The organism is Demequina soli, assembly GCF_000971195.1.
Taxonomy (GTDB): Bacteria; Actinomycetota; Actinomycetes; order Actinomycetales; family Demequinaceae; genus Demequina; species Demequina soli.
In genome coordinates, this window is the sequence record NZ_BBLZ01000005.1 from 139,065 (window position 1) to 165,941 (window position 26,877).

Annotated in this window: 30 protein-coding genes and 1 pseudogene; 19 read left to right on the forward strand and 12 right to left on the reverse strand. The window is 70.7% G+C overall.

The features are described 5' to 3' along the window. Window positions 1-54: 54 nt before the first annotated feature. Entirely contained in the window at window positions 55-1,539 is a 1,485-nt protein-coding gene (locus tag AOM04_RS14645; protein ID WP_156160722.1) for a tyrosine-type recombinase/integrase, read from the reverse strand. Between the two features lie 26 nt (window positions 1,540-1,565). Between AOM04_RS14645 and AOM04_RS15015 the strand changes: the two genes are divergently transcribed. Continuing rightward, entirely contained in the window at window positions 1,566-1,820 is a 255-nt protein-coding gene (locus AOM04_RS15015; protein ID WP_228373706.1) for a hypothetical protein, read from the forward strand. A 105-nt stretch (window positions 1,821-1,925) separates the two neighbouring features. On the opposite strand, the gene AOM04_RS11870 is transcribed toward AOM04_RS15015, so the two are convergent. The 3 genes from AOM04_RS11870 to AOM04_RS11880 all read right to left on the reverse strand — a co-directional run bounded on the left by AOM04_RS11870 (window position 1,926) and on the right by AOM04_RS11880 (window position 3,290). Continuing rightward, window positions 1,926-2,294, reverse strand: a complete 369-nt coding sequence (locus tag AOM04_RS11870) for a hypothetical protein (protein ID WP_062465003.1) — start codon at window positions 2,292-2,294, stop codon at window positions 1,926-1,928. Between the two features lie 106 nt (window positions 2,295-2,400). Beyond that, on the reverse strand, window positions 2,401-2,826 hold the full coding sequence (locus AOM04_RS11875; RefSeq protein WP_156160723.1) for a hypothetical protein: 426 nt from the start codon (window positions 2,824-2,826) through the stop codon (window positions 2,401-2,403). Then, window positions 2,823-3,290: a hypothetical protein gene (locus AOM04_RS11880; protein WP_062465005.1), complete on the reverse strand. Its 468-nt coding sequence runs from the start codon at window positions 3,288-3,290 to the stop codon at window positions 2,823-2,825. The genes AOM04_RS11875 and AOM04_RS11880 overlap by 4 nt, the downstream gene beginning before the upstream one ends. 199 nt (window positions 3,291-3,489) lie before the next feature. On the opposite strand from AOM04_RS11880, the gene AOM04_RS11885 reads away from it, so the two are divergent. From AOM04_RS11885 to AOM04_RS11915, 11 genes are all read left to right on the forward strand, one after another. Continuing rightward, a complete protein-coding gene (locus tag AOM04_RS11885) occupies window positions 3,490-3,648 on the forward strand; it encodes a hypothetical protein (RefSeq protein ID WP_156160724.1) in 159 nt (52 codons plus the stop codon). A 110-nt stretch (window positions 3,649-3,758) separates the two neighbouring features. Beyond that, the gene (locus tag AOM04_RS11890) at window positions 3,759-4,382 is read left to right on the forward strand and encodes a hypothetical protein (protein WP_156160725.1); all 624 of its coding nucleotides are present in this window, start codon (window positions 3,759-3,761) and stop codon (window positions 4,380-4,382) included. Window positions 4,383-4,474: 92 nt separating this feature from the next. After that, on the forward strand, window positions 4,475-5,167 hold the full coding sequence (locus AOM04_RS11895) for a HigA family addiction module antitoxin (protein ID WP_062465008.1): 693 nt from the start codon (window positions 4,475-4,477) through the stop codon (window positions 5,165-5,167). 267 nt (window positions 5,168-5,434) lie between these two features. Further along, window positions 5,435-6,724, forward strand: coding sequence for an IS256 family transposase (locus AOM04_RS11900; RefSeq protein ID WP_439645079.1), 1,290 nt, complete (start codon window positions 5,435-5,437; stop codon window positions 6,722-6,724). A gap of 75 nt (window positions 6,725-6,799) precedes the next feature. After that, complete coding sequence (locus AOM04_RS11905) at window positions 6,800-6,982, forward strand: hypothetical protein (RefSeq protein WP_228373708.1); 183 nt, start codon at window positions 6,800-6,802, stop codon at window positions 6,980-6,982. 137 nt (window positions 6,983-7,119) lie between these two features. After that, window positions 7,120-7,587 (forward strand): hypothetical protein, encoded by a 468-nt coding sequence (locus AOM04_RS14650; RefSeq protein WP_156160726.1) that lies wholly within the window; start codon window positions 7,120-7,122, stop codon window positions 7,585-7,587. Then, window positions 7,584-8,186, forward strand: coding sequence for a hypothetical protein (locus AOM04_RS14655; RefSeq protein ID WP_156160727.1), 603 nt, complete (start codon window positions 7,584-7,586; stop codon window positions 8,184-8,186). Before AOM04_RS14650 ends, AOM04_RS14655 begins: the two co-directional genes overlap by 4 nt. Further along, complete coding sequence (locus tag AOM04_RS14660) at window positions 8,183-8,911, forward strand: hypothetical protein (RefSeq protein ID WP_156160728.1); 729 nt, start codon at window positions 8,183-8,185, stop codon at window positions 8,909-8,911. The genes AOM04_RS14655 and AOM04_RS14660 overlap by 4 nt, the downstream gene beginning before the upstream one ends. A gap of 26 nt (window positions 8,912-8,937) precedes the next feature. Further along, complete coding sequence (locus tag AOM04_RS15100) at window positions 8,938-9,504, forward strand: DUF416 family protein (protein WP_369401364.1); 567 nt, start codon at window positions 8,938-8,940, stop codon at window positions 9,502-9,504. Window positions 9,505-9,542: 38 nt separating this feature from the next. After that, window positions 9,543-10,196 carry a filamentous hemagglutinin gene (locus AOM04_RS14665; RefSeq protein ID WP_156160729.1) on the forward strand — a complete coding sequence of 218 codons (654 nt, stop codon included), beginning with the start codon at window positions 9,543-9,545 and terminating at the stop codon, window positions 10,194-10,196. Beyond that, the gene (locus tag AOM04_RS11915) at window positions 10,196-10,531 is read left to right on the forward strand and encodes a hypothetical protein (RefSeq protein WP_062465011.1); all 336 of its coding nucleotides are present in this window, start codon (window positions 10,196-10,198) and stop codon (window positions 10,529-10,531) included. Before AOM04_RS14665 ends, AOM04_RS11915 begins: the two co-directional genes overlap by 1 nt. A 308-nt stretch (window positions 10,532-10,839) precedes the next feature. Here the strand turns inward: AOM04_RS11915 and AOM04_RS11920 are convergent, their stop codons facing one another. Next, the gene (locus tag AOM04_RS11920) at window positions 10,840-12,387 is read right to left on the reverse strand and encodes a Fic family protein (RefSeq protein WP_228373709.1); all 1,548 of its coding nucleotides are present in this window, start codon (window positions 12,385-12,387) and stop codon (window positions 10,840-10,842) included. 407 nt (window positions 12,388-12,794) lie between these two features. Between AOM04_RS11920 and AOM04_RS11925 the strand changes: the two genes are divergently transcribed. Next, window positions 12,795-14,501: an NlpC/P60 family protein gene (locus AOM04_RS11925; RefSeq protein ID WP_062465012.1), complete on the forward strand. Its 1,707-nt coding sequence runs from the start codon at window positions 12,795-12,797 to the stop codon at window positions 14,499-14,501. 49 nt (window positions 14,502-14,550) lie between these two features. Here AOM04_RS11925 and AOM04_RS11930 read toward each other — a convergent pair whose 3' ends face one another. From AOM04_RS11930 to AOM04_RS11955, 6 genes are all read right to left on the reverse strand, one after another. Further along, on the reverse strand, window positions 14,551-15,093 hold the full coding sequence (locus tag AOM04_RS11930; RefSeq protein ID WP_169816442.1) for a GNAT family N-acetyltransferase: 543 nt from the start codon (window positions 15,091-15,093) through the stop codon (window positions 14,551-14,553). A 16-nt stretch (window positions 15,094-15,109) separates the two neighbouring features. Further along, complete coding sequence (locus AOM04_RS11935) at window positions 15,110-15,346, reverse strand: hypothetical protein (protein WP_062465014.1); 237 nt, start codon at window positions 15,344-15,346, stop codon at window positions 15,110-15,112. Next, the gene (locus AOM04_RS11940; RefSeq protein WP_082104614.1) at window positions 15,343-16,569 is read right to left on the reverse strand and encodes an inorganic phosphate transporter; all 1,227 of its coding nucleotides are present in this window, start codon (window positions 16,567-16,569) and stop codon (window positions 15,343-15,345) included. Before AOM04_RS11940 ends, AOM04_RS11935 begins: the two co-directional genes overlap by 4 nt. 124 nt (window positions 16,570-16,693) lie before the next feature. Then, window positions 16,694-17,080, reverse strand: coding sequence for a YchJ family protein (locus tag AOM04_RS11945; RefSeq protein WP_062465015.1), 387 nt, complete (start codon window positions 17,078-17,080; stop codon window positions 16,694-16,696). Next, the gene (locus AOM04_RS11950) at window positions 17,080-18,171 is read right to left on the reverse strand and encodes a threonine aldolase family protein (RefSeq protein WP_228373711.1); all 1,092 of its coding nucleotides are present in this window, start codon (window positions 18,169-18,171) and stop codon (window positions 17,080-17,082) included. The genes AOM04_RS11945 and AOM04_RS11950 overlap by 1 nt, the downstream gene beginning before the upstream one ends. A 157-nt stretch (window positions 18,172-18,328) precedes the next feature. Continuing rightward, the gene (locus tag AOM04_RS11955; protein WP_062465017.1) at window positions 18,329-18,955 is read right to left on the reverse strand and encodes a hypothetical protein; all 627 of its coding nucleotides are present in this window, start codon (window positions 18,953-18,955) and stop codon (window positions 18,329-18,331) included. A 66-nt stretch (window positions 18,956-19,021) separates the two neighbouring features. Here AOM04_RS11955 and AOM04_RS11960 point away from each other — a divergent pair, with 66 nt between their 5' ends. From AOM04_RS11960 to AOM04_RS11975, 4 genes are all read left to right on the forward strand, one after another. After that, window positions 19,022-19,396 (forward strand): RNA-binding S4 domain-containing protein, encoded by a 375-nt coding sequence (locus tag AOM04_RS11960; protein ID WP_062465018.1) that lies wholly within the window; start codon window positions 19,022-19,024, stop codon window positions 19,394-19,396. A gap of 37 nt (window positions 19,397-19,433) precedes the next feature. Then, a complete protein-coding gene (locus tag AOM04_RS11965) occupies window positions 19,434-20,984 on the forward strand; it encodes a CYTH and CHAD domain-containing protein (protein WP_062465019.1) in 1,551 nt (516 codons plus the stop codon). Between the two features lie 10 nt (window positions 20,985-20,994). Next, on the forward strand, window positions 20,995-21,501 hold the full coding sequence (locus tag AOM04_RS11970; RefSeq protein WP_062465020.1) for a low molecular weight protein-tyrosine-phosphatase: 507 nt from the start codon (window positions 20,995-20,997) through the stop codon (window positions 21,499-21,501). A 135-nt stretch (window positions 21,502-21,636) separates the two neighbouring features. After that, a complete protein-coding gene (locus AOM04_RS11975) occupies window positions 21,637-23,190 on the forward strand; it encodes a peroxidase family protein (protein ID WP_062465021.1) in 1,554 nt (517 codons plus the stop codon). Window positions 23,191-23,276: 86 nt separating this feature from the next. Here the strand turns inward: AOM04_RS11975 and AOM04_RS11980 are convergent, their stop codons facing one another. After that, complete coding sequence (locus AOM04_RS11980; protein ID WP_156160732.1) at window positions 23,277-25,715, reverse strand: glycogen/starch/alpha-glucan phosphorylase; 2,439 nt, start codon at window positions 25,713-25,715, stop codon at window positions 23,277-23,279. A gap of 173 nt (window positions 25,716-25,888) precedes the next feature. On the opposite strand from AOM04_RS11980, the gene rfbA reads away from it, so the two are divergent. Both rfbA and AOM04_RS14670 read left to right on the forward strand, forming a co-directional pair. After that, window positions 25,889-26,776 (forward strand): glucose-1-phosphate thymidylyltransferase RfbA, encoded by an 888-nt coding sequence (rfbA, locus tag AOM04_RS11985; RefSeq protein WP_062465023.1) that lies wholly within the window; start codon window positions 25,889-25,891, stop codon window positions 26,774-26,776. Beyond that, window positions 26,773-26,877, forward strand: a pseudogene (locus tag AOM04_RS14670) (dTDP-glucose 4,6-dehydratase); the annotation flags it as partial. The gene rfbA and the pseudogene AOM04_RS14670, both read left to right, overlap by 4 nt.

The following is a 26,877-nucleotide window of genomic DNA, read 5'->3' on the forward strand; positions in this document are numbered from 1 at the left end:
TCGATGCTACCCCAGTCGCTTGGGGGCTGCCCGGCTTCGCAGCGCGCTTGCCGGTCACGCGGCCTGCTGCTCGCCGCGGACCTGGGCGCGGTACTCGGCGTCGGTGAGGGCGGGAACGTGCTTCAGGTAGCGGGCGATGGCTGAGAAGTCCGTCACGCCCATGGCCTGCATGACGGCGCGGATGTCGGTGCCCTCGGCCAGAAGTCCGGTCACCCAGGTGCCACGGGTGCGCTGCGTATCGAACGCGGCGGCCGTGCGCCCGTTGCTGGAGAGGAAGTTCGATGCGGTGTTCTTCGCGGTCGTCTTGCGGCGGGGAAGGAACACGTAGGCGTCGGCGTTGGGCGCCTGCGCGGCCTCGGCGAAGATGTGCTCGTATTCGGGCCGCACGTGCACGTCACGCTCGCGAGGTCCGCTCACCCGCAGCGTCACGCCTGTGTCGTCGGCGGTGATGTCGCCGACCCGCAGGTCGCAGACCTCGCGTCCGGTCAGTCCTGCGCCGAGACCGCCGGCCAGCAGGATGGTGAGCTCACGGCGCAGCGCCGGAGACTTGTGCTTGTTGACAGACTTCCACAGGCTTCGCACCTCGGCCTCGGAGTAGGGGGTGCGACCATCGGAGGGCTGGCGCGGCTTCGGGCGCGGCTGCAGCGCCTCGGGATTCACAGACTCCGTGATCGCCTGCAGGCGCGAGGCGTGGTTGCCGACGGTCGTCGACTTGCGGCCCTCGTGATCAAGGTTCGCGTACTCCGTGATGAGTGCCGGTTCGAACAGCAGGTCGTGCGACAGGGTGACGTCCTTGACTCGGTGGCACCAGTCCACGTAGGCGGCCGTCGTGCCCATGAATTCGCGGGCGCCTGCGACGGTCCGCGGTGCCCGCGCACGCACCGCCTCGCGGACGACCGTCGCGACGCGCCACCAGTTCGCGTCGCTGAGCGTTGACTCGGCGGGGTGGTAGGCATCGATCGCTGCACGGATGTCCGCCGGGTCGTCCGAGTCGCCCGGTCGCACATAGCGCGCCGCGGACGCGCGGCGGATCGACGGGGTGTCGATTCCCGGCTGGCCGGGGTTCTCGCCTCCGAGCGGTGCGACGACCGTGAGGCGAGCGCGACGGTCGCCGGCTTCAGGTGTGGTGGTGTCGGATACGCTCGAAGCATGCCGCCCAAGCGAGCTCGTCCCCGCGACCTGGGTGAGGGCTGGCCGGACGTCCCCGTCGAGGACGTCACCGGCGAGGTTGCCCGTCGCCTCGCCGTGGCGCTGCGCGCCGCCATCGGGGACGCCAGCCTGCGGGAGGTCGCGGGCGTGACCGGCGTCGATCACACCACCGTCGCGGACGTCCTCAACGGCACCTGCTGGCCCGACATCGTCACCGTCGCGCGACTCGAGATCGGCCTGGGCGCTCCCCTGTGGCCCGCCGACTTCGTCGCAGCTGTCCACCACCGCGGCGAGACGTCGCACCTCGCCTGACGGGCGCTCCGTCGCACGCGCCTCGACGGCGCCCGCCGCCAGCAGTTCCGGGGTGTTCGACTCGCTCGCGACGTGCACGCGGCCTCCTCTCTGACGAGGCCACCGTGGCGCTCGTACTCGCGGAGCCTGCCTGGTTCAGCAGGCCCGCCGAGGAGAAGAAATATCGCATCCCAGAGGAAACCCAAAATATCCGTGGAACATTTATCGCAACGATTTTCGTCACTATTTTCACCGCGCTTGTCGCGATTCCATCATCGCTGGTAGATTGGCATGCTACGCCTTTATCGATGGGTTGTCAGATTAGCGTGTTATGCGGTCTTGCTGGCTGCAGGTGTGGCGGCCTCCGCGCCATTTCCTGAGGCCCTCAGGGCGTGCGGTGACGTACGCCTGTGCGGGTCTGCGTGTAGCGGGGCCTCCGCATGCGCGGCTTGATGGGGCGACATGACGGCCACCCTCGGAAGGACTCACCACCGCCAGTGGTCGGCGACCTCCTGCGCGAGCATTCGCACGGTCTCCAAGTCCCGGCCGTCGGCGAGCCAGGCTCGCACGCTTAGCTCGTCTAGGGCGGCGTGCCGGGCCGAGATCCACCAGGCGACGGTCCACCCTGATGCTGCCGCCGGCGCGAGGATGCGGGCGATCTCCGCGATGGCAGGGTCGAGCACGCCGCCGCGGAACTGGAACGCGGGATACAGCACGGTGCCGTCGCTGGTGGTGGTCTCGATGAGGTCGTCGGGCAGTGCACCCGGCGTCACGCCGAAGATCCGCGCCGCGGACTCGGCGGTGTAGAACGGCCCGACGAGCGCGTCGAGGCCGTCGCCGTCGTCCGCGGTCACGGCCGCCTCTGGGGTGTCCGCGCGATCGACGCGGGTGCGGTGCCGCAGGCGGGCACGGGTTCTGGGCTGGACGGGGCTTGGCTGCGAATGTGCGCCGGGGGGCCGCTCATCTGAGCTCTTGTCGCTCGATCAGGTGTGCCGCCGAGGCGGGCAGCTCGTCGATCTGCAGTACCTCGCGCGCCGGGCTTTGCTTTACGAACGTGAGGATCGGAAGCCCGGGAGTCGGGTTGGGCGTGACGTAGAAGTGCTCGGCTCCTTCCCGTAGCACCCAGTGTTGGATGTCGGTCTGGTCGATCTCCGCGCGTTCGAGGTGCCGGTGCCCGTTCCAGCGCGGCGGGAGGGACATGATCATGGTCAGCGGCTGCCACGCCAGATCCGAGCGCATGGATGTTGAGTCGTCGCCGGGGATTCGCACGTAGTGCGGGTGCCCGCCCAGCCTGCTGTCGACGAAGTAGAGGGCTCGAGATTCGAGGGAGCGAACCTCGTACAGGGCCGGTTCGACGAGGACCTCCACCCGCCCGAGTCGTGTCACGGTCCCATCTCCCACCGCATGGGCGGGATGCCGTCGTCGGGATCGGGGTCGTCCTCGACCCGGATGCGGGCGCCCTCGGGCGGCATCTCGTCGAGGGCCACGATCCGCGTCGCGGCGCGCTGCACCCACTCGTGGCGGTTCACGCCTCCGGGGCCGGGGACGTCCCACTCGTAGATGTGGCGGGTCCCGACGCGGAGCTCCCACTCGCCCCAGTCGCTCCAGTCGATCTCGTCGTCAGTGAGATCGCGACCGTCGACAACGATCGGAGGCCCGGACGCTAGGCTCGACAGCGGGACCCACATGTCGTCCCACGGGCCGTGCTCGGTGTTGCCGTCGCCGGCGGCGCGCAGCGGCAACGGGATGTCACCACGGGCATCCGCGTAGTAGACACTCGAGCTCGTGCTGATGACCTGAAAGAGACGCGCCTCGGTCCGCAGATCCACGCGTTCGACCTCGGTGCTCATGACCCTCCCGCCCCGACCATCGCGGCCAGTCGAGGCGCCCCGGAGTCGGGGGCGCTCTGGGGCCAGCATGGGCCCTCGGCGAGGTGCCGTCAAACGGCCTGCCACTAAGCGTGATGGTACACTTACCAGGAACAACACTAGGGTTCGGGTTGTGCGCGGCACTGGCGCGATCGCTTTCGAGCGGCGCATACTCGGCCTCATGGATGCCGCAGACGGGTGCACTGGCGCGATCGCGAATCAACTGCGAGCGATCGCGCTGGGCGGCCGCCCGCGTACTCGCTTCCGCGGCGCGCTGCCGCGCGAGAGCCGCGCCACGGCGGGGAGCGCCGCCACGATGAAAGCGCCGCGCCGCGCATGAGGTTCACGGTCCGCGCGACACCGATCAGGCCCGACGAGTGGCTCCTGCGGGTCGATGAGAGCCCGTCCATCACGGCCGCGGTCGACACGCTTGACGGTGCGGTGGAGCGGATGCGCGCGGAGATCGCACGCGTCAAGACGGTCGACCCGAATGCCGTTGACGTCCAGCTGCGTCTTGACCTCGTCGCGGCCGTGAACCTCGCCCACGGCGACTGGGTCGCGACAGTGCCCTTCATCCCCGCCCTCAAGAAGATCACGCACTGGTTCGACTACGTGCCCGCTCTCATCAGCGACGAGGCCGCCAACGTCCTGCCCTTAACTGAGGACGCGCTCGTCGACGCGACCGTCGCTCTCGAGGGACCCCTGTGGCTGGCACGGCTGCCCGAGACCCGGCAGCACATCGCTGGCATCCACGGCGTGCCCGCCCTCCTGTGCGCGGCCGACACTGCCGACGCGGCGCTGCGAGGCGTCATCGACCGACTCCTCGACACCGCACCCCAAAGCGAGGCAGCGAACGCTCTGCGGCGCATCTCCGACCAGCATGCCCCCGAGACCGGCCCCCGGGAAGACGAAGAAATCGCACGCATCGTTCAATCGCGCGCCTCAGGCGACGACCCCGAGCCCGTCGACCTCGACGCCTGGGCCGCACAGATCCTCGGAGCCAGCGTGAGGCCGATGGCTCCGACAAGGCGGCCTCCTCCGACGCCACCCCGGCCGCCCGCGACAACCACGTGAACGGCGCAGACGCCCACCCGCACGAGGTGCAGCCCATCGCCCGCGCCACTGGTAACGACGGTGATGTCGCAGGTCCGCCAGGTCCGGCATCGTTGGGCGACAGATCTCTCGCGGACGCCCTCGCACAGCGAGCCGGCATCATCGCCGACCTCGAGCCTGTCGACCGTGACACGTGCACGCGCCTCCACGTCGACGACCTCGCCACAGGACCCGGCGTCGCCGTCCACCTCGAAACCGGTCGCGTCGCCATCACCATCGACGGCGGCAACTTCTCCGCCGACGGCGCCACCCTCGACGATGCGGTCACGCACCTCATCGCGGAGCTCCGCGGCCAGGCCGCGCGCACCCATACCCAGCGCCAGCAAGCCACCAGCACAGCCGACAGCACACAGCTGATGGGCTTCATCGAGCGCTCCTCGACCCCGGAGATCCGCGCCTGGCTGCTCCCGCCACACCCGACCACCCCCGGCGAAGTGCTCCAGGCTCGGGAGGGCCGCATCGCTGACGAGGGCCATAGTGGCGTCGCCGATGCGGACACGGCGGGGTGGCTCGATCCCGTCACCCCGGGCGACGTCCTCCGCCGCGAGTTCATGGAGCCGCTCAACCTCACCGTGCCCGCGCTCGCCGCGAAGTCGGGAATCCCCGTCGAGCGACTGCGCGCGATCCTCGACAGCCAGGTCCGACTCGCCCGCGCCGACTGCATCGCCCTCGCAGCCGCACTCGGCACGAGCGCGCACTTCTGGCACAACCTTCAGCGCCTGCATGACCAGGCGGCCCGCCGATGAGCCCACAGCGCCGCGCCACACGCATCGTCCTGAAAATGCGTCGGCGAGTCGTACTCGGAACTCGACGCAAATGGCCACGTCGTCATCCGCAAGCAGGACTGAGCAGCGCCGCCCCATTTGAAGGGGTCGTAGGCAGCCGATCCTGGGGCAGACCGGGTCTGTCAGGAATTTTGTGTAAGTGGCTCGGCGTGATGCCGCGGATTGGCTCTGCGGTGGAAGGAGCATCACGTCATGGAGTCACCTTTCGAGGATGCGTGGGACGTGCCGGTGCGGGCGTCGGGTGAGGGCCGGCCGTTGTCGGCTTCGCTGGGTCGGGAGCCGGACATTGCGGCGTTGGCGGAGCAGCTGGTGGCCTCGGCTGCCGATCACGGAGTCGCCCTGACGGGCGAGGACGGCCTGTTGACGGCGCTGACGAAGCAGGTGCTGCAGCAGGCCCTCGAGGTCGAGATGTCGCATCATCTGGGTTACGACAAGCACGACGCGGCGGGCCGCAACCGCGGCAACTCGCGTAACGGGTCGACGCCGAAGACGGTGACGACAGAGATCGGCAAGGTCACCATCGACGTGCCTCGTGATCGCGACGGCACGTTCGAGCCCACGATCGTAGCCAAGCATCAACGCCGCCTGGCGGGCTTCGACGATGCCGTGATCAGCCTGTACGCCAAGGGCATGACCACCGGCGACATCGCCGCCCACCTGGACGAGGTGTACGACACCACCGTGTCGAGGGACCTGGTGTCGGCGGTGACGGCGAAGGTGTCCGAGGAGATGCGCACCTGGCAGAACCGACCCCTCGATGCCGTCTATCCGGTCATCATCATCGACGCGATCGTCCTCAAGGTCCGCTCCGGCACGGTCGCGAACCGCCCGGTATATGTCGCCATGGGCGTCAACATGGACGGCTACCGCGACGTCCTGGGCATGTGGGTCGGACCCTCAGGCGGGGAAGGCGCGAAGCAGTGGATGACGATGCTGACCGACCTGAAGAACCGCGGCATCCTCGACGCGTGCATCGTGTGCTGCGACGGACTCAACGGCCTGCCCGACGCGATCGGTGCGATCTGGCCCGACGCGATCGTCCAAACCTGCGTCGTGCACCTGGTCCGCAACAGCCTGCGGTACTCCTCGCAGAAGGACTGGCAGAAGATCACCAAGGGCCTACGCGCGATCTACACCGCAGCCAACGCTGAGGCCGCGGAGCTCGAGTTCGAGACCTTCGCCGAGCTATGGGGCCAGAAATATCCCGCGATGATCAGCGTGTGGAAGAACGCGTGGAGCGAGTTCATCCCGTTCCTGGCCTTCCCGCAGGAGGTGCGCACGATGATCTACACGACCAACGCGATCGAGTCTTTGAACGCCCGTTTCCGGGCTGCTACCAGGAGACGCGGACACTTCCCTGACGAGCAATCCGCGCTGAAGGTGCTGTACTTGGCCTCACAGCAACGCGCCACGGGAAGCCGCGGCTTCGACCGCAACCCAGGAGGCCGAGTGAACAACTGGAGCAAGGTCCTCAACGTCCTGTCGCTGACCTACGGCGACCGGCTCAACCTCAACTAGCCGATGACCACTTACACAGAAAATCCGACAGACCCTCCTGGAGCCGGTCGGATGAACGGATTCAGGCTTCTGCTCGTGAGTGCTGTCGGTGAACGCGATGGCATGGCGCTGGAACTCTCGCGCGATACCGGGGAGCAAATTGCCGAAGTGTTTGAGGACGACGAGAGCCGCGCCAGGTCGGTGACTTTTTTCACTGACGAGCCAGTCCCCTTGGCCGTGGTCGAGTGGTTGCTGTCTGAGGCGGCGAGGCAACTGTGATCCTCTGGCTCAAAGCTGTGCTGGCTGCCGTAGCGGCACTGCTGGTCGGTGCTGGGCCTGTGGCCGCAAGCCCGGCAACCGGCGCCCACTACGGCGGGCCTACCTACACGTACGTCCACAGCTCAGCGCCTGTGCCCGTGGCCTACAACTACGACGAGCTTCCGCCGCTTGCGCAGGTCACGAGCGGGGCATCCACGACAGCGGGGCAAGCGGGGGCCACGACCGGAACTCCATCGGTGCTGGAGCTGAGCCGCGTCGCCGCAAACACGGGTACTCGTTTGGCCCAGGACATCGCCGTCAGCCCTGCCGCGCCACGCGCACTGGGTCTCAGTAGGTCGATTGGGCGCGCCTCGCACAACCAAGCTCTGCAAGCCGACATCGCCGCACTGCCACGAGGCGCGACTGGGATTAGGGTCAACCAGCAACAGGTCAACGCCCTCGGGCAACGCGTGGGCATCAACCGGCCCGATCTCCAATACACGCTCAACGGGCAGCGCTACTACGTCGAGTACGAAGGACTCGCCAATCCCCGGGGCGCTCTGCACGAGGCGCGCATCTTGGCCAACGACCCCGGCGCCAACTTCATCCTCAGGATCGTTCCATGAACCTTCCTTCATCCGCGGGTGGTGCAACCACCGAACAGGTTGGTTTCTTCGAGGTTGGAACACCCGACCTCGCCGAATGGATCGTTCGCGGTTCCGACCCTGCATGGACGACTCGTCCAGCCGACTTGGCCTCGATGAACGAGGCGGTCGCGTTCCTGACGCCAGGGGGTGACGTCACTCGATATGTATGTGTCCCGGTCGGCCGTTGGACTGCACTGATCAGCAATGGGCCGCTCGGAACCGATGTCGGCGTGCTGCCGAGCTATGCCGCCCGCGAGCTCGGCCTCCGCGCAATACGCGTCGTGAATGTCGAGGACACCGCGACCTACCCAGCGCGAGTGTTGGAGGTTTTTGGCCCAGACGGCGAGCCGCCACTTGCGCTTGAGCGGTCCATCGTCGCCGCGAACGATGGCGGTCGATGGGTGTTCGAGACGTCAGGCAGTGCTTACCCGTTTGAAGACCAGTCGGCCTATTTGCACCGCGTCAAGTCGCGGCGGTTCACTACAGACATGGTCTGTGCCTACCTCCGCGAGCTTGGCGTGCCCGTCGATGCCGAGCCTGACTGGGAAGCCGCCCGGGTAGTGGAGCGAGCGCCGTGACTTCGCTGCTCCGCTTGGTGGTTGCAGCGCTCGTCGCGGTGTTCCTCGGCTGGTCTGCCGTCGCGCCTTCGGACGCGGCGGCGAGTCCTGCGTCGACGACGGTGATCCACGCCTACGACGACCAGCACCACTCTGCTGACTGGACACACACCACCCCTGAGCGGGGCCCGCCCGCCGTGTACGACCACACGATGACCACTCACCATCCCGACGCTCCGTGGTCGCTCGGCGTCTCGACGTGCCCGCACGGACCGACGCCCCACGCGACCTGCCGCTACGACGACCTTGGCCGGCTTGCGCAGATCCCACACCGAAGTGGCGGTGTCATCGAAGCGAGATCTGTTGTCGTACTGCGGTCTGACGTTGCCGCAAACACCGCAGGGCTTGAGGCTAGGGCGAACGCGCTCCAGGGCGTGCTGGATCCGATAGCGCAGAACTCGCGGACCGCTGCCGTCCTTGGCACGCGGGAGGGACAGACGGTCTTGGCGGGCGGTGGCCGCGATCTAAGTCCATTGCAGCGCGCGCTGGTTCAGGAGGGCGAAATCGTGGCCCGAGCGCCAGGTGTACACGCGGAGGTGACGGCCGTGAACGGCGCTCGGAGCGCGGGCCTGACGCCACAGGGCATCGGAGTCTCTCGGCCAATCTGCCCGGCCTGCCAGGGCTTCCTCGAGGAATCCGGAGCGACAATAACAAGTCCGACAACAGCCTGGTGGTTCGGAGGATGAGCGTGCATACATATGACGAGCAGGTCATGCGTGAGCGGCTAGTGGACTTGGACCGACAGTCAAGAACGGCATTTGCTGCGTCGTGCGCGGAGCGACTACTCCCACTGTTCGAACGCTACGCCCGGTCGGTGGGGACACCGGAGTCGGGGAGCCGGCTAAGGGCCGCAATCGATGCGGCATGGGATGCCGCCTCTGGCTTGGACGTCAATCTTGAGACGTACCGGAGTGAGGTTGAACTGCTGGTCCCCTCGGACGCTGGCGAGTGGACCTTGGAAGCGGGCTACGGCCAGAATGCCGCTGCTGCTGCCGCCTATGCACTCCGGACCTGGCTGACCGACGATCCTCAGGAGGCTGTCTGGGCTGCGCGCCAAGTTTACGAGCTCGCCGACTATGCAGCCCTGCAGGGTGGCTCCGAAAGTTCCTTGAACGCCCCCGGCGCCGAAGCGCTGGTCCTAGCGTCAGGCCCTGTCCAGCATGCCCTCGCAGCTATCGATGGCACCCTAGACGCCGTCGAAGCTCGTCCGTCGAGCTGGCGAGCACTCCGTGCAGAGGCGGAGGCGGACGGCCGGTCGTGGGAGAGTGCGCTCCCTTGAGAGCCACCCTCGTAGGCGATCTGTCAGCGAGTCCGGACGTGAAGTTCGAAGCCGTGACCAGGGCGCCCACCGAGTCCCACCGACCCCGCTGGATCCTGAGCTTCCTTGCCGTCGTCCTTGCCACGCTGGCCGTTCTGCTCGTCGCTGGATCGGCATCGGCCCTCACCGACCCCACGACCCAGAACGCCGTCGGGGCTCTCGCCCGCACAGCCGACACTGCCGTCGGCTCTTCTGCGAACATCACCGCAGGTCAGCGGTTGGCACATCGGGCCACGGCCCCGGATTTCGTGGTGGCTACCGGTGTTGCCGCAAACACCGTGAGGTTCGGGCCAATGAACCCGGGCCCGCTGGCCGGCGAGGTGGCGAGCACCTTCCGGAGTTCCTCGTACACGATGTCGGAGCTCAGCGAGGCGACCACCCTGTATCGCGCGTACGGCGGCAAGGCTGGCCCGCTCGGTTCGTACTGGTCTCGGGTGAAACCGAGCGGGCCTCTTCAAGCCCAGTTGGACAGCGCGCTGAATCCGGCGTGGGGCAACTCGGCAACAGGTGTTGCGACGATCCGAGTCCCTTCAGGAACCACGATCTACGAGGGCGCTGCTGCATCGCAGCCGATCGGGGGCGGTGGATCACTTCTTGGCGGGGGCAGTCAGGTCTATATTCCACGCGTCGACTCGTCCTGGTTGGTGCCGTGATGACCAACAACGACATCGTCGCTGAGGTCCGCGACTTCTTCGCCACGGTTGGCTATTCCGGACTGATCCTCCCCAACGGATGGTTCGGGCGACCGTACGACAACCTCTTCGGGTTGACGAGGAGCGAGGCCAGCGAAGGAGCGCTGGTCCTTGAGCTCGATGGCCAACTCGTCCTGACGTTCGCTGGGGAACCGCAGCTCACCTCAACCGGTAGGGGGCTGAGGCTCACTGGATTCTCGGGCTTGGCATGGGACTGGACCGAATTCGGGTCGACGGCGTCTCACCACGAGGAGTTCGCCTCCGGGGAGGTGGAACTCGTTGCGCCGATGGGCTGAGACCTTCGCCGGAGCCGCGTGCCGAGCTTCTTGGACTGCTCGAGGACGCCGTCGCCGAGGCGGAGGCGTGGTCGCTCCGGCGGCGTGTGGCGTTCGACCGCGAGCTGTTCACCCGAGTCCTAGGCAATCGGGCGGGACGTTGATCGTGCAGCTCAGGGAGACGGTGTGGCACCTCTTGGCAGCGGTCCTGTCCGTCATGTTCGCCCTACTCGGTGCTTCCCCTTTGGCTGCGGCGACGACCGCGCCCAACGACAACGTGTCCGCCTACACCTACGGGGTCTGCCCCAAGATCGGTTGACCGTGGGCGTCTAGCCCAGGTTCCGGCGCGTCGCGCGCGCAGCGAAGGCGTCCATGGCGTCGAGGACCTCGCGTGAGTGCCAGACCTGGTTGCGGCGGTCGGCGCTGCCGTGGTGGAGCGCGCCTGCGGTGACGAGCGTGGCGATGGCGTTGAACGCGCCCTGGCGTGAGGAGCCGAGGAACCGTTCGACGTAGGCGGAGTTGACGACGGGTTGCGCGAAGAGGTGATCGGCGAGTCGCCAGGCACCGGAATCGCGTCGGGCGCGGATGGCTCGCTGCCATTCCTCGTGGATGGCGGCGGTGTCGGCGGCGAGCTGACGGCCGTTGGCGACCGCGCGCCGTGCCGCGCCGGCGAACGTCGCGACGATGGGGTCGATGTCGCCTTCGCGATAGGAGGTGAGTGCGCGGAAGTATCCGCCGGTGTCGCCGAGGAGTCCGGAGGACACGGGCACGGTCGTGTGCCGGGCGAAGCCCGTCGCGCGGAGGATCGAATGGACGATGGCGCGTCCGGTGCGCCCGTTGCCGTCGGCGAACGGGTGGATGGTCTCGAACTGTGCGTGTGCGAGCGCGCCCTGCACCAGGCCGTTCATGTCGCGGCGTGCGGCGAATGCGACCAGGTCGCTCACCGAGTCTTCGACGCGTTCCCAACGTGGGGGGATGAAGTCGGCACCATGCGGGCTGAGGTCGGGTCGGCCGATCCATACGGGGCCCGTTCTGAAGCTTCCTGCGATCTCGGGATCGCTGCGGCGGAGCAGAGTCTCGTGGATGGAGAGGATCTGGTCGCGGGTGAGCGGACCGGCCAGATCTAGGGCGCGACGCATTGCTGCGGCGTTGTCCGCGACCACCTCGGCGTTCTCGCCTGCCCTCAGGCCCAGTGCAGCGGTCGCGAGGTTGCGTGCATTCGCGGTGAGGTGCTCGATCTGGGAGCTCGAGGCGGACTCGGTACGCAGCAGCACCGCGGGCATCGGTACCGGCAGGTCCGCCACATCGCGGTCGAACGCGGAGATCTCCGCTGCGGCGGACGCCGCGTCGTCGGCGCGTGCTGCTGTCAGGTACCGGTAGGGGTCAAGGTCGGCGATCGTCGGCGCGATCGCGGCCCGGTACGGGCGTGCCTCGAGTCGGACCACGTCAGTGATGGCGACGCGACCCTCGAGCTCTGCGGGAAGGGTCCACCGGACGTCCTCGTCACTCACCGCGGGCCACTCGCCGGGCTGTCCGGAGTGTTCGCTCATCCTCGACGCCCCCGATCTCTTGTTCAAGACTATGGCTCTATCCTTGAATAAGGGACGTACAGAGTCAAGGGTCGCGGTCGAAGCCGGAGCAGCGGTCTCAGGACGTCGAGGGTTCAGGGCCGTGGCGCGCGGGAGTGCTCGCGGTGCGCCCGTCGAGGCGGTCACCCGTGGGAAATCGCCCGGCCCGCCGTGGGAAACGGACATCCGGCCCTGGGTGTCACCCCAGGTAGCGGGATTGTCCGAACCGCCCACCACAGAGAAGGCCCCCGGGTATCCCGGGGGCCTTCTCCTATATATCTGTGCGGCTGATGTGGCCTCGAGCTCCACGTCGGACCGTCCGCGCGTCCCTCCTGCAACTGAGCCGGCCCCGGCCTGTCCAGGAGCGACGGCGGGAGAGATCCGCCGGCCGGGCGTGTCGCGCGCGAGCCCCTGGTCCGCGGCTCGCCCGCACCGTCGGCGCCGATCCGCCTCGCGCAGGCCGGGGCGATCGCTCCCGGTGCGCCCCTGCGCGACCTGCTCGCCTGAGCCGTGTCGCCGCCTGTCATGGGGTGCCGTATCCGCTAGGTTTACTGACCGGCATCGCGGTCCCCACCGCGCGCGTCGCGGTCTCGACGCGCATCCCGCGGGATCGGGTGCCTATCGTGGACGCGTCTCCCTGACCGCATGCCGGCGCAGGGGACGGGGCGCGTCCCACCCGGTCGCACGGGTGCCAGGACAACGGCTGAGGGGGCCCGATGATCGAGGTGGCGCGCGCGTTCACGCGCGGCGGAGGCGGCGTCCGCCGCGTGGCGACGATGCTGGTCGCGGCGGTGATCGCCGTCGCGCTGGTGCCGGCGGCGACGTCCGACGCGAGCGCCGCGGACCCGGCCGCCGACCCGACCGCGACCGCGGTGCCGGTCACCTCCGTCACCCCGACACCCTCCGCCTCGCCGACGCCCTCCGCCACCCCGATGCCGGCGACCCCGGCGTCCGGCTCGACGCCGAGCCCGACCGCCTCGCCCTCGGCGGAGCCCTCGGCCACCCCGTCGCCGTCGACGGACCCCGCCCCGGCTCCCGACCCGATCGTGGTGACCCAGGGCTCGGTGAGCGTGACCCGCACGGTCGTGAGCACCACGGCGCTGCGGGTGACGGGCACGGCGCGGTTCGTCTCGACCGGCGACGTCGACTCGCTCGCCGACGGGGGCCTCGTCGCCACTGTCACCTACGTCTCCAACGGCGGCACGCGCACCACCACCCGTGCGAGCGCGACGCTCGCGCGTGACGTCCGCGGCGCGCAGACCTGGACGGTCGCGCTCGACCGCACGGTCGCCAACGGCGGCCGCGTCACGGTGAGCCTCGGCGGCACGGCCGTCACCGCGCGGTACGCGAAGCCCGCCACCTCGACCCACGACTGGGCCCCCTCGGGCGACCTGCGCGCGACCGCGGGCACCACCTGGACGCGCAGCGTCACGGTGTCGCGCGCCTACGGCCGCGACGTCCTGCTGCAGCTCCGCCGTGACGGGCGCTGGGTGACCGTCGCTCGCAAGGCGACCCGCGCCACCGCGTCCGACACCGTGACCTTCACCTTCAAGGGCGGCGACACCCGGTGGTACGCGAACGGCCACGACACGTACGGCTACCGGGTCGTGGTGCCCGCCACCAAGGTCCTCGCGGGAGCCACGACGCGCACGCTCACCGTCCGTCCGACGGTGGCGTACCGCGCGAGGAGCGGCTACCTGCAGCCGATCGCGTCGGTGAGCCAGCCTGGCGGAGGCTACGACCTCGCGCCGGGGCGCAACGGCAACAAGGTCAAGGCCGTCCAGCGACGGCTGGGCCTCGGCAGCCGCTGGGAGACCATGGACACGACCACCGTCGACGCGGTCCGGCGCTTCCAGGGCAGGCACGGCCTCCGCGTCACGGGCGTGGTCGACAAGCGGACGTGGCTGGCCATGGGGCTGAGCGAGTCGAGCTGGTCCTCGCTCGGCAGCTACACGCATCCGATGGTCGCCGATCGCTCCTCCACCCGGGCCGAGCGGATCGAGATCATGATCGACGTCGCGCGGACCTACATCGGCGCCGAGTACGTGTGGGGCGGGGCGGGCCGCCCGCGCGACGGCGCCGACTGCTCCGGCATGGTCATGCAGGCGCTCTTCGCCGCGGGCATGCCGACCGCCGGCACCGACGTGGTCCGTCATTCGGGGGCGGGCTTCCGCTCGACCCACGCGCTGTACGAGGGCGACTACCAGCACGTCGCGCTCAGCCAGGCGCGGCGGGGCGACCTCGTCTTCTTCGTGCCCAACGGCAGCCGTGCGCCCGGCGGGATCTACCACATGGGCATCTACCTGGGCGGGGGCAGCATGATCGACCTCACGACCAGCACGGGCACCGCGCAGGTGCGCTCGATCCACGCGCTCGACTCGTTCTCGGACCTGGTGCCCGACGTGGTGCGCGTCTTCTCGTAGCCGCGGGGTCGCGCCCGCCGCCGTGACGGGGGACGATGCGCCGGTCGCCTCAGGCGCGCAGCATCACGACGTCGGCGTGCTCCTGGCCGCCGACGACGTAGGTGCGCCCGCCGACGACCGCGAAGCCGTGGCGCGCGTAGAAGGCCTGCGCACGGGCGTTCGCCTTGTTGGTGCCCAGCCATGTCGGCAGCGCGCCGTGCGCCTCGACGGCCGCGGCGAGCGCGCCCTCGAGGAGCGCCGGGGCGACCCCGCCGCCCTGGGCGGAGGCGCGCACGTAGATCTTCGACAGCTCGTGGAGTGTCGCGGTGTCGACGCCCTGTGCCGCGAGCGACGGTGCCGCGGAGGCGTCGCCGCATCGTCCCGTGAGCACCAGCGCGTACCCGTCCAGGCGCCCCGCGCCGTCGACGACCATGAGGGTCGCGGAGGCGTCGGCGACCCAGGCCACGAACGCGTCGGCGTTCAGGCGCGTGGCGATGTGGCTGCGGATCGCCACGGGGTCGGCGCTCGGCGGGCATGCGAGCGGGAAGGTGGCCGCCGCGAGCTCGACGAGCGCGGGGACGTCGGCGGGCGCGGCGGCGCGCGCCGACCTCACGGACGCGACCACGGGCTCAGTGGCCGCCGGCGGCGATGAACACGATCGCGCCCACGACCGCGAGGATCGCGACGCCGAAGCAGAAGACCGCGGCGACGCGGCGCCCGAGCGGGAGGTTCCCGTCCGCGTCGCGCGAATGCGGGCCCGCGATCGCGCGCACACCGAGCGCGAAGAGCGTCGGCAGCCCGGCCCCGACGATCAGGCCGAACAGCAGGATGTTGCCCAGGGCGTCCCACTCGACGTACGCGCTCATCGGTTGCCTCCCAGCTTGCGGCGCTTGCCCTTCTTGGAGGTGCGCATGAGCTTCATGTCGTGCTCGACGAGCGACTCCGCGAGGATCGACTCGTTGTCCTGCTTGGGCTTCCAGTCGTCGTTGACGTTGCGCGAGTCGACCGCGTCCCTGCGCGACGCCCACCAGATGAGGCCGGAGACGATGACCAGCGCGGCGAACACCACGAACGAGCCCGCGCCGCCGCCGACGACCGCGCCGAGCCCGTACGCGAGCGCGCCCACGATCGCGGCGGCCGGGACCGTGATGAGCCACGCGAGGAACATGCGGCCCGCGACCGACCAGCGCACCGAGGCGCCCTTCATGCCCACGCCGGAGCCGAGGATCGAGCCTGTGGCGACGTGCGTGGTGGACAGCGAGTAGCCGAAGTGGCTCGACAGCAGGATGACCGCGGCCGACGAGGTCTCGGCGGCCATGCCCTGGCGGGACTCGAGCTCGACGAGGCCCTTGCCGAGCGTGCGGATGACGCGCCACCCGCCCAGGTAGGTGCCCAGCGCCATCGCGAGGGCGCACGCGAGGATGACCCAGAACGGGACGCCGGAGTCCTCGGGCACGGCGCCGCCCGCGATGAGCGCCAGCAGGATGATTCCCATCGACTTCTGTGCGTCGTTGGTGCCGTGCGCGAGCGAGACGAGCGAGGCGGAGCCGATCTGGCCCCAGCGGAACAGCCGCTCGTTGTCCTCCTGCTTGATGTCCTGCGTGAACTTCGTGACGAGGAGCGTGCCGACGGTCGCGACCGCGATCGCGACGATGGGGGCGATCAGCGCGGGGATGAGGACCTTCGACAGCAGCCCGTCCCACAGGACGCCCGAGGTGCCCGCCGCCGCGAGCACGGCGCCGACGACGCCGCCGATGAGCGCGTGGGAGGAGCTCGATGGTAGGCCCAAAAGCCAGGTCAGCAGGTTCCAGACGATGCCGCCCGCGAGGCCGGCGAGCACCACGCCGAGCGTGACGACGTCAGCGTCGACGATGCCCTTGGCGATGGTCGCGGCCACCGTCAGCGACAGGAACGCGCCGACGAGGTTGAGCGAGGCGGACAGGAGAACGGCCTGCTTGGGCTTGAGCGCGCGGGTGGCGATGGACGTCGCCATGGCGTTGCCGGTGTCGTGGAAGCCGTTGGTGAAGTCGAATGCGAGTGCCGTCGCGACGACAACCACGAGGAGGAGGGGCTCGGTCACGGGCACCATTCTGACGGGTTCCGCGGGGTGATGTGTGGGCACATCGTCATGAGGCGCCTCCTGGGCGGCCCTTTCGGCACCTCATGACGCGTCCATCCCGTTCACTACCAGGACATTCAATGTTCACCGAGTGTTAACTGACATCTCCGTCGACGTAGAGCCAGCGGCCGTCCTCACGCACGAAGCGGCTGGTCTCACGGTGCTGACCGACCGTGAGGACGCCCGTGGCGTGGTGCGCCACGAAGGTGACGGTGCCCGCATCGTCCCCCTCCAGGCCTCGCACGGTGCCGAGGACCTCGAGCCCGCGCCACTCGACCTCGTCGAGGCCCTCGGCGACGTCGAGCGGGCGCGTGGACGGGTGCCACGTGGACGCGAGGTACGCCGCGTCGCGGCGCACGAAGGCGGTGTAGCGCGAGCGCATGAGCGCCTCGGCGGTGGGCGCGTCGGCCTGCCCCCGCAGGTAGGGCCGGCAGCAGTCGGCGAACGATGCGCCGGAGCCGCAGGGGCAGGCCGCGGCCATCAGCGGGCTCCGGCCGTCTCGAGCGCGCGGGCGACCGCGGCGGCGAAGCCGTCGACGTCCTCCTCGCGGGTGTCCCACGCGCACATCCAGCGGCACTCGACGCTGTCGGGCGCGACGCCCGGCTGCCAGTCGTAGAAGCGGAAGTCGGCGCGCACCGTGTCGGCGGCCGCGCGGGGCAGCTCGACGAACACGGCGTTGGACTCGGTGGCCTGCGTGAAGCGCAGCGCGCCCGCCTCGGCCAGCGGGGCCAGGGTCGCGCGCAGGCGGGCCGCCATCGCGTTGGCGTGGCGCGCGTTGCGCAGCCACAGCGGGTCGCCGGCGGCGTCGACGGACGCGAGCAGCGCGCCCAGCTGCGCGGACACGTAGCGCATCTTCGAGCCGAGCTGCATGGTCGACTTGCGCAGGTACGGCAGGTCGTGGCCGAGCGAGCCGCGCAGGTCCTCCGCGAGGATCACGACGGCCTCGCCGAGCATCGCGCCGTTCTTGGTGCCGCCGAAGGACAGCACGTCGGCGCCGGCGGTCGCGTCCTTGAGGGACACCCCGAGCGCGGCGGCCGCGTTGGCGATGCGGGCGCCGTCCATGTGGACGCGCATGCCCAGCTCGTGGGCCGCGTAGGTGAGGTCGGCCATCTGCTCGACCGAGTAGACGGTGCCGAGCTCGGTGGACTGCGTGACCGAGAGCACGAGCGGCTGGGCGCGGTGCGCGTCGCCGAGGTCGCCCGCGTAGCGCGCGAGCTGGTCGGGAGCGAGCCGGCCGTCGGTCGAGGGGAGCGGCAGGATCTTGAGCCCGCCGACGCGCTCCGGGGCGCCGTTCTCGTCGACGTTGATGTGGGCGTGCTCCGAAGCGACGATGCCGCCCCAACGGGGGCTGAGGGCCATGAGCGACACGATGTTCGCGCCGGTGCCGTTGAAGACGGGGAAGCCGAGCGCGTGGTCGCCGAAGGTGGTGGTGACGGCCGCGTCGAACGCCGCGGTGGCGGCGTCCGCGCCGTACGCGACGTCGTGGCCCTCGTTGGCGGCGGCCATGGCGGCCATCACCTCGGGGTGGACGGAGGCGTAGTTGTCGGAGGCGAAATGGACGGTGTGGTTCACCGGCAAAGTCTGTCACGTGCGGCGCGGCCGCGTGGTCGGATGCCGGCCGCGTTCGCTGGGCACGGAAACGGCCGCGACACGCCGCGCGTACTGCCCGGATCCGACCGACACGCCGCGCAGTCCGGTGCGAAACCGTGCTGAGCGAATCGGAGCGCGGCTACAGGTCCCTCACCCAGCGGCCGCCCTCGGTGCGGAAGCCCACGTTGCGGATGTACACGCGGTCCAGCTCGGGCCGCGTCTCGATCTCGACGCGGCGGAACCCGGCGGCCGTGAGCGCCCCCGAGTCCCGGTAGACGAACTCCCCCGGCGTGAAGTCGCGGAAGCGGGGCTTGACCCAGTCGAGCTCGACCAGGCCCGTCCCGCCCCCCTCGTCGCGGACCGCGACCACACCCACGGCCTCGTCGCCGCGGGTGACAAGGAAGGTCGCCCGGCGCTGCGTGCCGAGCGCGCGGCTCGCGAAGTCCGGCTGGTGCGCCGCGATGTCGGAGGCGTGGACCTCGAGCACGTGCTGGAGGAACGGGTCCTCCGGATCCATGGGGATCACCTTGTAGACCCCCGGATCGTGGCGCTCGCGGTTGAGGCGCACGATCCAGTACGTGTTGATGAGGCTGATCGCGAGGTTCATCGCGAAGAACGGCCAGATCCCGATCACGCCGTTGTACAGGGTCGCGAGCAGCGAGCCGACGAGGTTCAGCCACCGGAACCGCATCACGCGGGACTGCGTCAGCGACACCACCACGAGGATGGTGCCCGCCCAGCCGATGACCTCGAGCACGGTGTCCATGCCTCAGGGTAGGACCGTCCCAGGGACGATGCGTCGGCGGCGGACGCCCCGGCGTACCCTCGTCGGATGGCGGAGTCGGTACGGGTGGACGCGTGGGTGTGGGCGGTGCGCCTGTACAAGACGCGCTCCCAGGCGACCGCGGCGTGCCGCGCTGGCCATGTCCGCATCGACGGCGAGCGCGCCAAGCCCGCGCAGAAGGTCGGCTTGGGCAGCACCGTCGAGGTCCGCGGCGGCGAGCGCGTGCGCATCGTCGAGGTGCGCCAGCTGCTGACCAAGCGCGTGGGTGCGCCCGTCGCGGCCGCGGCCTACCTCGACCACAGCCCGCCGCCCCCGCCCAAGGAGCTGGCCTCCGCGTTCGGCGTGCGCGACCGCGGCGCGGGCCGTCCCACCAAGCGCGAGCGCCGCGAGATCGACCGGCTGCGCGGGCGCGACTCCCGCTGATCCGGCACGGGCCGGTCACGCCTGCTACACCGGGAGGATGACCGACCATCGCGAGCTCGAGGTGACCCTCGAGGCGCCCGCCGGCTGGGAGCCGCCCGACCTCGCCGCCGTGCCGGCGCTCCGCGCGGGCGGCATCGCGTCCGCCGAGGAGCTCCCGCCGCAGCGCCTCGACGCGATCTACCACGACACCGCCGGCCTGCGCCTCCTGCGCCGCGGCGTCACGCTGCGCCGCCGCACGGGCGACGACGAGGCGGGCTGGCACCTCAAGCTCCCCGCGACGGACGGCTCGCGCACCGAGATCCACCGGCCGCTCGACCCGGCCGCCGATCCGGTCGAGGACCGCGCCCCCGCCGCGCTCGCGACCCTGGTCGAGGGGGTCGCGCTGGGCGAGCCGCTCGTCCCGGTGGCGCGCCTCGTCACGCGCCGCCGCGTCCTCGACCTGCGCGACGGGTCCGGGGAGTCCCTCGCCGTCGTCGCGCGGGATGCGGTGGAGGCGACCGTCCTCGGGGACGAGGGCCGGTCCGAGTGGGAGGAGGTCGAGGCGGAGGCGACGGGCGGGGACGATGCGCTGCTCGCCGCGGTGGTCGGCGCGCTGCTCGACGCGGGGGCGCGCGTCGCATCGTCCCAATCGAAGGCCGGCCGCGCCCTCGGCGTGACGCGCCAGGCGCCGCCCGCCCCGCCGCCCGCGGATCCCACGGCCGGCGACGTGCTGGCCGCGTACGTGCGCGAGCACGCCGACCGGCTGGTGCGGCTCGACCCCGACGTGCGGCGCGACCTGCCCGACGCGGTGCACCAGTCGCGGGTCGCCACGCGGCGCCTGCGCGCGGCCCTCGCGACGTTCCGCCCGCTGCTCGACCGGGAGGCGACCGAGCCCCTGCGCGACGAGCTGCGCTGGTGGGCGGGCGTGCTCGGCGCCGCGCGCGACGCGGAGGTGCGGCGCGACCGGCTCGCCGCGGCGCTCGACGCGCTGCCCGGCGGGCTGGTGGTGGGCGCGGTGCGCGAGGACCTGGTCGCCGGCACGGACGCCGAGCAGCACGAGGCGTGGCGCGCCGCCGTCACGCTCATGTCGGACCGGCGCTACCTCGAGCTCCTGCGCGCGGTCGAGGCATTCGCGGCCGACCCTCCGCTGTCCCCGCGCGCGTCCCGCGCTGCGGGGCCCGAGTTGCGCCGTCACGTCCGCGCCGCGTACCGCCGGGCGGCGCGACGTCACGCCGCCGCGCTCGCGGCGCCCGCCGCGGACCGCGCCGAGCCGCTCCACGAGGCGCGCAAGGCCGCCAAGCGCGCACGGTACGCGGCCGAGGCGGTGGCCCCCGTCTACGGGCGCGACGCGCGGCGGCTCGCGCGGCGCATGGACCGTGTGCAGGACGCGCTGGGCACCCACCGCGACGCCGCCGCCCTCGCCGAGCGGCTGCGCGCCGCCGCGACCCGCGCCGAGGACGCACGGGCGCCGTCGTTCACGTACGGCGTGCTCGTGGCGGGCGAGCACGCGCGGGCGGGACACGCGCTCGAGGCGCACCGCGACGCGTGGCGGCGGGCGTCCGCGCGGGGGACCATCCGCTGGGCCGCGCGCAAGGGCCCGTCGGCGTGATGATGGTGGCATGGCCTCGCCGTACCGGATCATGACCGTCTGCACGGGCAACATCTGCCGCTCGCCGATGGCCGAGGTGGTGCTCAAGGCGCGGGCCGCCGATGCCGGCCTCGACGGGCAGGTGCAGGTGTGGTCGACGGGTGTGAGCGCCGAGGAGCAGGGCAACCCCATCGACCGCCGGGCCGCGGCGGTGCTGCGCGAGGGCGGCTACCTCGTCCCGCGGCGGGCGGCCCGGCGCGTGACGACCGGCGACCTCGGCATCGCCGACCTGGTGCTCGCGATGACCTCCGCGCACGCGCGGCGCCTGCGCGACCTCACCGACCGGCCGGTGGTGCGCATGTACCGCGAGTTCGACCCCGAGGCTCCCGCGCTCGACGGCCCGGCGGACGAGGCCCGGCTCGACATCGACGACCCCTGGTACGGCGGGCTCGAGGACTTCCGCGCCACGCTCGTGCAGCTCGAGGCCGGGGTCGACGGGATCCTCGTCGCGGCGCGCGTCGCGCTCGACTCCCCATGACACATGTGACGGGTGGGACGGGTGGGGCAGTCCCGCGGCGCGGGTCTCCGCCCGGTTGCCGCCCACCGATGCCCGGGTGCAGGGTGGAAGGAACGAGGCGGCGCCGGCCCGCGCGCCGTATGTGAGGGGGCTCTCATGGCTCACGGCGACCAACCCATCTCGGCCCTCGCGCCACGATCGCGCCTCTACCAGGGGCCTTTCGGCCGGCTCTTCCCGGACCTGCCGGCGTGGCCGCCCGAGGACATGACCGACGCCGAGGCGACCACGCGGTTCACCGCGCTCGCGGAGACCATGATCGAGCGGCCCGGCCGTACCGCCGCCGCGATCGCCAAGGGCGCCGGCGACCACGACTCGTTCGACGGACCCATCCCCGCCGGCTACACGTACTTCGGGCAGTTCGTCGACCACGACATCACGTTCGACCCCGCGTCCAGCCTGGTCCGCGCCAACGACCCCAACGGCCTGCTCAACTTCCGCACCCCGCGTCTCGACCTTGACAACCTCTACGGCCGCGGCCCCGACGACCAGCCGTACCTGTTCGACGGCGGGCGGTTCGTGCTGGGACGGGCGCACGATGCGCACGGTCGTGCCGTCCGCATCCCCGGCGCGGGCACCGCGAAGGATCCGCGGTTCTTCGCCGACCTGCAGCGCAACGCGCGCGGCATCGCGATCATCGGCGACCCGCGCAACGACGAGAACGTGATCGTCAGCCAGCTCCAGGTCGCGTTCCTGCTCGCGCACAACGCGCTCATGGACCGCGCGGTGGCGCGCGGGGCGGATCGGCGCGCCGCGTTCGGTCAGGCGCGCACCACGCTGCGCCGGCTCTACCAGTGGATCGTGTGGCACGACTTCCTGCGGCGCGTGTGCGACCCCGACGTGTGGGCGCAGGCGCTGACCGTCTCCCCGCCGGACGCCGCGGGGCGGCGCACCGTCACGCTCGGCTTCCCGGATGTCTACTCGTGGAAGGCGCAGCCGTTCATGCCGGTCGAGTTCTCGGCCGCGGCCTACCGGTTCGGGCACTCGATGATCCGCACCGAGTACCGCACCAACCTGCACCGCGGGCTGTCCGCGCACGTGCCGGTGTTCCTGCCCGGAGAGCACCCCGACGACCTGCGGGGCCACCGGCCGCTGCTGCTGCGCAACGTGGTCCAGTGGGACTGGTTCCTGCCCATGGTCAGCTCGGTCGCGGACGCGGGCTTCCCCCAGCGCGCGCACCGCATCGACGCCAAGGTGTCCAACGCGCTCGTGTCCCTGCCCGAGCGACCCTCGCTGCTGCCGATGCGCAACCTCAAGCGCGGCTGGCGGCTCGGCCTGCCGTCCGGCAGCGACGTCGCCCGCCACCTGGGCATCGCGCCGATCACCATCGACCCCGCGCGGGACTCGCTGTGGCTCTACGTCCTCACCGAGGCGGGCGGCGCCCCGAAGGGCCGGCACCTGGGGAAGGTCGGCTCGATCCTCGTCTGCGCGACCATCGCGGGGCTGCTCAGGGGCGACCCGGGCTCGTGGCTGGCGACCGACCCCGGCTGGACGCCCGGCAAGGACCCCCTGCTGCACAAGGCGGACAACGTCGACGGCCGCGCCGACACCCCCGATCAGCCGTGGACGCTCGCGGCGATCCTGCGCATCGCGGGGGTGCCGGTCGACGCGGAGCCGTTCGCGGCGCTCGACGGGTTCCCGCCCGGGGAGTGAGCCCGACTGGCAATGACAGTTGTGACGGATGTGACGGGGCGTGCCCCGTCACATCCGTCACAAACGTCATTGGGAATCGTTCAGGATCAGCCCTGGTCGGCCGGGGCTGCGTGCCAGATGCGGTCCAGGTAGTCCCGGATCGAGCGGTCCGAGCTGAAGAAGCCGCTGCGAGCCACGTTGAGCACCGCGGAGCGGCTCCAGCCCTCGGGGTCCGCGTACGCCTGCTCGACGCGCGACTGCGCGGCCATGTACGAGCGGAAGTCGGCGAGCGCCATGAAGCGGTCGCGCTCGGTCAGGCTCGAGAAGATCGACCCGGCGGGACCCCCGCGCTCGCCGTCCGTGAAGGCGCCCGAGGCGATCATGTCGAGCGCCGCCTTGAGCTGCGGGTCCGACTCGTAGTACGAGCCCGGGTCGTAGCCCGCGTCCTGCAGCGCCGCCGCCTCCGGCTCGGTCATGCCGAACAGGAAGAAGTTCTCGTCGCCCACGAGCTTGCGGATCTCGACGTTCGCGCCGTCGTCCGTGCCGATGGTGAGCGCGCCGTTGAGCGCGAACTTCATGTTGCCTGTGCCCGAGGCCTCCTTGCCGGCGAGCGAGATCTGCTCGGACAGGTCGGCGGCGGGGATGAGGCGCTCCGCGAGCGTCACGTTGTAGTTGGGCGGGAAGACCACCTTGAGGCGGCCCTGCAGGGCCTCGTCGCCGTTGATGGTCCGGCCCACCGCGTTGATGAGCGCGATGGTCTCCTTGGCCCGCACGTAGCCGGGCGCGGCCTTCGCGCCGAACACGAACGTGCGCGGCGTCACCGACTCGAGCGGCACGCGGCCCGACGTGATGCCCTCGTACAGCGACACGATGTGCAGCAGCTTGAGGCTCTGGCGCTTGTACTCGTGAAGGCGCTTGACCATCGCGTCGACGAGCGCGTCGCCCGCGAGCTCGAGGCCGTCGCGCACCCACAGCGTCTCGGCGAACACCCGCTTGTTGTGGCCCTTGACCTCGCGGAAGCGGCGGCGGAACTCCGCATCGTCCGCGAGCGGCTCGAGGCCGCGCAGCTGCTCGAGGTCCGTGACCCAGCCGTCGCCGATCGCCTCGGTGATGAGGCCCGACAGGGTCGGGTTCGCGAGCCGCACGAAGCGCCGGGGCGTGACGCCGTTGGTGACGTTGGTGAACTTCTCGGGCCACATCTGAGCGAAGTCGTGCAGCACCTTGTCCGCGAGCAGCTCGGAGTGCAGCTCCGCGACGCCGTTGACCTTCGCGCCGGCGACCGTCGCGAGGTGCGCCATGCGCACCGCCCGCTCGGGCTGCTCGGCGATGATCGACATGCGGCGCACGCGCAGCTCGTCGCCGGGGAAGGCCGCGCGCACCTCCTCGAGGAACTCCTCGTTGATCCGGTAGATGATCTCGAGGTGGCGCGGCAGCAGGCGGCCCAGCAGGTCCACCGACCACACCTCGAGCGCCTCCGGCAGCAGCGTGTGGCACGTGTACGCGAACACCTGCTGCGTGACGGCCCACGCCTCGTCCCACTCCCAGCCCTTCTCGTCGATGAGCAGGCGCATGAGCTCCGGCACGGCGATGACGGGGTGGGTGTCGTTGAGCTGGAAGATGATCCGCTCGGGCAGGCGGTGCAGGTCGAAGTCCTCCGGCAGCACCGTCTCGATGAAGTCGCGCAGCGAGCACGCCACGAAGAAGTACTGCTGCTGCAGGCGCAGCTCCTTGCCCTGCGGCGTCGAGTCCTCCGGGTACAGCACCTTCGAGATGTTCTCCGCGAACGTCTGCGCGCGGACCGCCTCGGCGTAGTCGCCGGCGTTGAAGATCTTGAGGTCGAACGCCTTGGTCGCCTCCGCGCTCCACAGGCGCAGCGTGTTGACGCGGCCGTTGAGGTAGCCGGGGACCATGTAGTTGTAGGGCACGCCGAGCACGGACCACGCGGGCGTCCACACGCGGGTGTCGCCCTCGTCCTCGACGTGGCCGCCGAAGCCGACCTCGACCGCGAGCTCCGGGTGCGCGATCTCCCACGGCGAGCCCATCGCGAGCCAGTTGTCGGGCTTCTCCACCTGCTGGCCGTCGACGAAGGTCTGGCGGAAGATGCCGTACTCGTAGCGGATGCCGTAGCCCACGGACGGCACGTTCAGCGTGGCGAGCGAGTCGATGAAGCACGCCGCGAGGCGCCCGAGGCCGCCGTTGCCGAGGCCCGGCTCGACCTCGACGCCGCGCAGCTCCTCGAGGTCCACGCCCAGGTTGCGCAGCGACTGCGCCGCGATGTCCTCGAGGCCGGCCGCGAGCATGTTGTTCTCGAGCTGCGGGCCCAGCAGGAACTCCGCGGACAGGTACGCCACGGACTTGGACTGCGTCTCGTACTGGCGCCGGAGGTTCACGAGCCAGCGCGCCGCCAGGTAGTGGCGGACCGTGCGCGCGAGCGCCATGTACTTGTCGTTGGTCGACGCGCGGTAGAGGTCCACACCCTGCCCGAAGTTGATCTCGTGCAGGAAGTGCCAGGTGAAGGCCTCGACGGTGTGCTCGGGGGCGGCCATGGGCGGCGGAAACTCGTTCACACTCGCCAATGTATGCGCTGGTGGTCCCGGATGCCCCGGCTGTCGCACACATTTAACATTCGTGACACGCCGCGGTGCCGGGGACGATGCGCGGGCGGGCCGGGCGCGAGGGCGGTGGCGCCGCATCGTCCCGGCACGGCAGACTTGCGCCCATGCGTGGCATCATCCTCGCGGGCGGCTCAGGGACGCGCCTGCACCCCATCACCCAGGGGGTCTCGAAGCAGCTCCTGCCCGTCTACGACAAGCCGCTCGTCTACTACCCCCTGTCGACGCTGCTGCTCGCGGGGATCCGCGAGATCCTCGTCATCTCGACGCCGCACGACCTTCCGCAGTTCCGGCGCCTGCTGGGCGACGGATCCCAGTTCGGGGTGTCGCTGCAGTACGCGGCGCAGGCCGAGCCTCGCGGGTTGGCGCAGGCGTTCACCATCGGCGCGGACTTCATCGGCGACGAGAAGGTCGCGCTGGTGCTGGGCGACAACGTCTTCTACGGGCCCGGGCTGGGCCTGCACCTGCAGCGCTTCGCGGACGTCGACGGCGCCGCGATCTTCGCGTACCGCGTCGCGGACCCGCGCGCGTACGGCGTGGTCGAGTTCGACCCCGACGGCCGCGCGCTGTCGCTCGAGGAGAAGCCCGAGCGGCCGCGCTCCGAGTTCGCCGTGCCCGGCCTGTACTTCTACGACAACTCCGTGGTCGAGATCGCGAGGTCGATCGGGCCGTCGCCGCGCGGCGAGCACGAGATCACGGACGTCAACCGCCACTACCTCGACCGCGGCCGCCTCCACGTCGAGGTGCTGCCCCGCGGGACGGCGTGGCTCGACACGGGCACGTTCGACTCGCTGCTCGAGGCCAGCCAGTTCGTGCAGGCCGTCGAGCGCCGTCAGGGCCTCAAGATCGGCGCGCCCGAGGAGATCGCGTGGCGCCGCGGCTTCCTCACCGACGACGAGCTGCGCTCGCGGGCGTCCGGCCTGGTGAAGTCGGGCTACGGGCAGTACCTGCTCGACCTGCTCGCGCGCGAGCGCGCCGCCGAGGTGGCCCGATGAGGCTGCTGGTGACGGGTGGGGCGGGGTTCATCGGGGCGAACTTCGTGCGGCTGACGGTCGCCACCCGGCCCGATGTCGAGGTGACGGTGCTGGACCTGCTC

What these genes read in the sequence shown, in the direction of transcription:
- AOM04_RS11980 (WP_156160732.1), bottom strand. Translation starts at nt 25,715, where the DNA reads ATGGCCGCCCCCGAGCACACCGTCGAGGCCTTCACCTGGCACTTCCTG.
- AOM04_RS11885 (WP_156160724.1), top strand. Translation starts at nt 3,490, where the DNA reads ATGGATGCCGCAGACGGGTGCACTGGCGCGATCGCGAATCAACTGCGA.
- AOM04_RS11880 (WP_062465005.1), bottom strand. Translation starts at nt 3,290, where the DNA reads ATGAGCACCGAGGTCGAACGCGTGGATCTGCGGACCGAGGCGCGTCTC.
- AOM04_RS15100 (WP_369401364.1), top strand. Translation starts at nt 8,938, where the DNA reads ATGCGTGAGCGGCTAGTGGACTTGGACCGACAGTCAAGAACGGCATTT.
- AOM04_RS11960 (WP_062465018.1), top strand. Translation starts at nt 19,022, where the DNA reads ATGGCGGAGTCGGTACGGGTGGACGCGTGGGTGTGGGCGGTGCGCCTG.
- AOM04_RS11940 (WP_082104614.1), bottom strand. Translation starts at nt 16,569, where the DNA reads ATGGTGCCCGTGACCGAGCCCCTCCTCCTCGTGGTTGTCGTCGCGACG.
- AOM04_RS11955 (WP_062465017.1), bottom strand. Translation starts at nt 18,955, where the DNA reads ATGGACACCGTGCTCGAGGTCATCGGCTGGGCGGGCACCATCCTCGTG.
- AOM04_RS11890 (WP_156160725.1), top strand. Translation starts at nt 3,759, where the DNA reads ATGCGCGCGGAGATCGCACGCGTCAAGACGGTCGACCCGAATGCCGTT.
- AOM04_RS11935 (WP_062465014.1), bottom strand. Translation starts at nt 15,346, where the DNA reads ATGAGCGCGTACGTCGAGTGGGACGCCCTGGGCAACATCCTGCTGTTC.
- AOM04_RS11965 (WP_062465019.1), top strand. Translation starts at nt 19,434, where the DNA reads ATGACCGACCATCGCGAGCTCGAGGTGACCCTCGAGGCGCCCGCCGGC.
- AOM04_RS11925 (WP_062465012.1), top strand. Translation starts at nt 12,795, where the DNA reads ATGATCGAGGTGGCGCGCGCGTTCACGCGCGGCGGAGGCGGCGTCCGC.
- AOM04_RS14655 (WP_156160727.1), top strand. Translation starts at nt 7,584, where the DNA reads ATGAACCTTCCTTCATCCGCGGGTGGTGCAACCACCGAACAGGTTGGT.
- rfbA (WP_062465023.1), top strand. Translation starts at nt 25,889, where the DNA reads ATGCGTGGCATCATCCTCGCGGGCGGCTCAGGGACGCGCCTGCACCCC.
- AOM04_RS11945 (WP_062465015.1), bottom strand. Translation starts at nt 17,080, where the DNA reads ATGGCCGCGGCCTGCCCCTGCGGCTCCGGCGCATCGTTCGCCGACTGC.
- AOM04_RS11975 (WP_062465021.1), top strand. Translation starts at nt 21,637, where the DNA reads ATGGCTCACGGCGACCAACCCATCTCGGCCCTCGCGCCACGATCGCGC.
- AOM04_RS11970 (WP_062465020.1), top strand. Translation starts at nt 20,995, where the DNA reads ATGGCCTCGCCGTACCGGATCATGACCGTCTGCACGGGCAACATCTGC.
- AOM04_RS11915 (WP_062465011.1), top strand. Translation starts at nt 10,196, where the DNA reads ATGACCAACAACGACATCGTCGCTGAGGTCCGCGACTTCTTCGCCACG.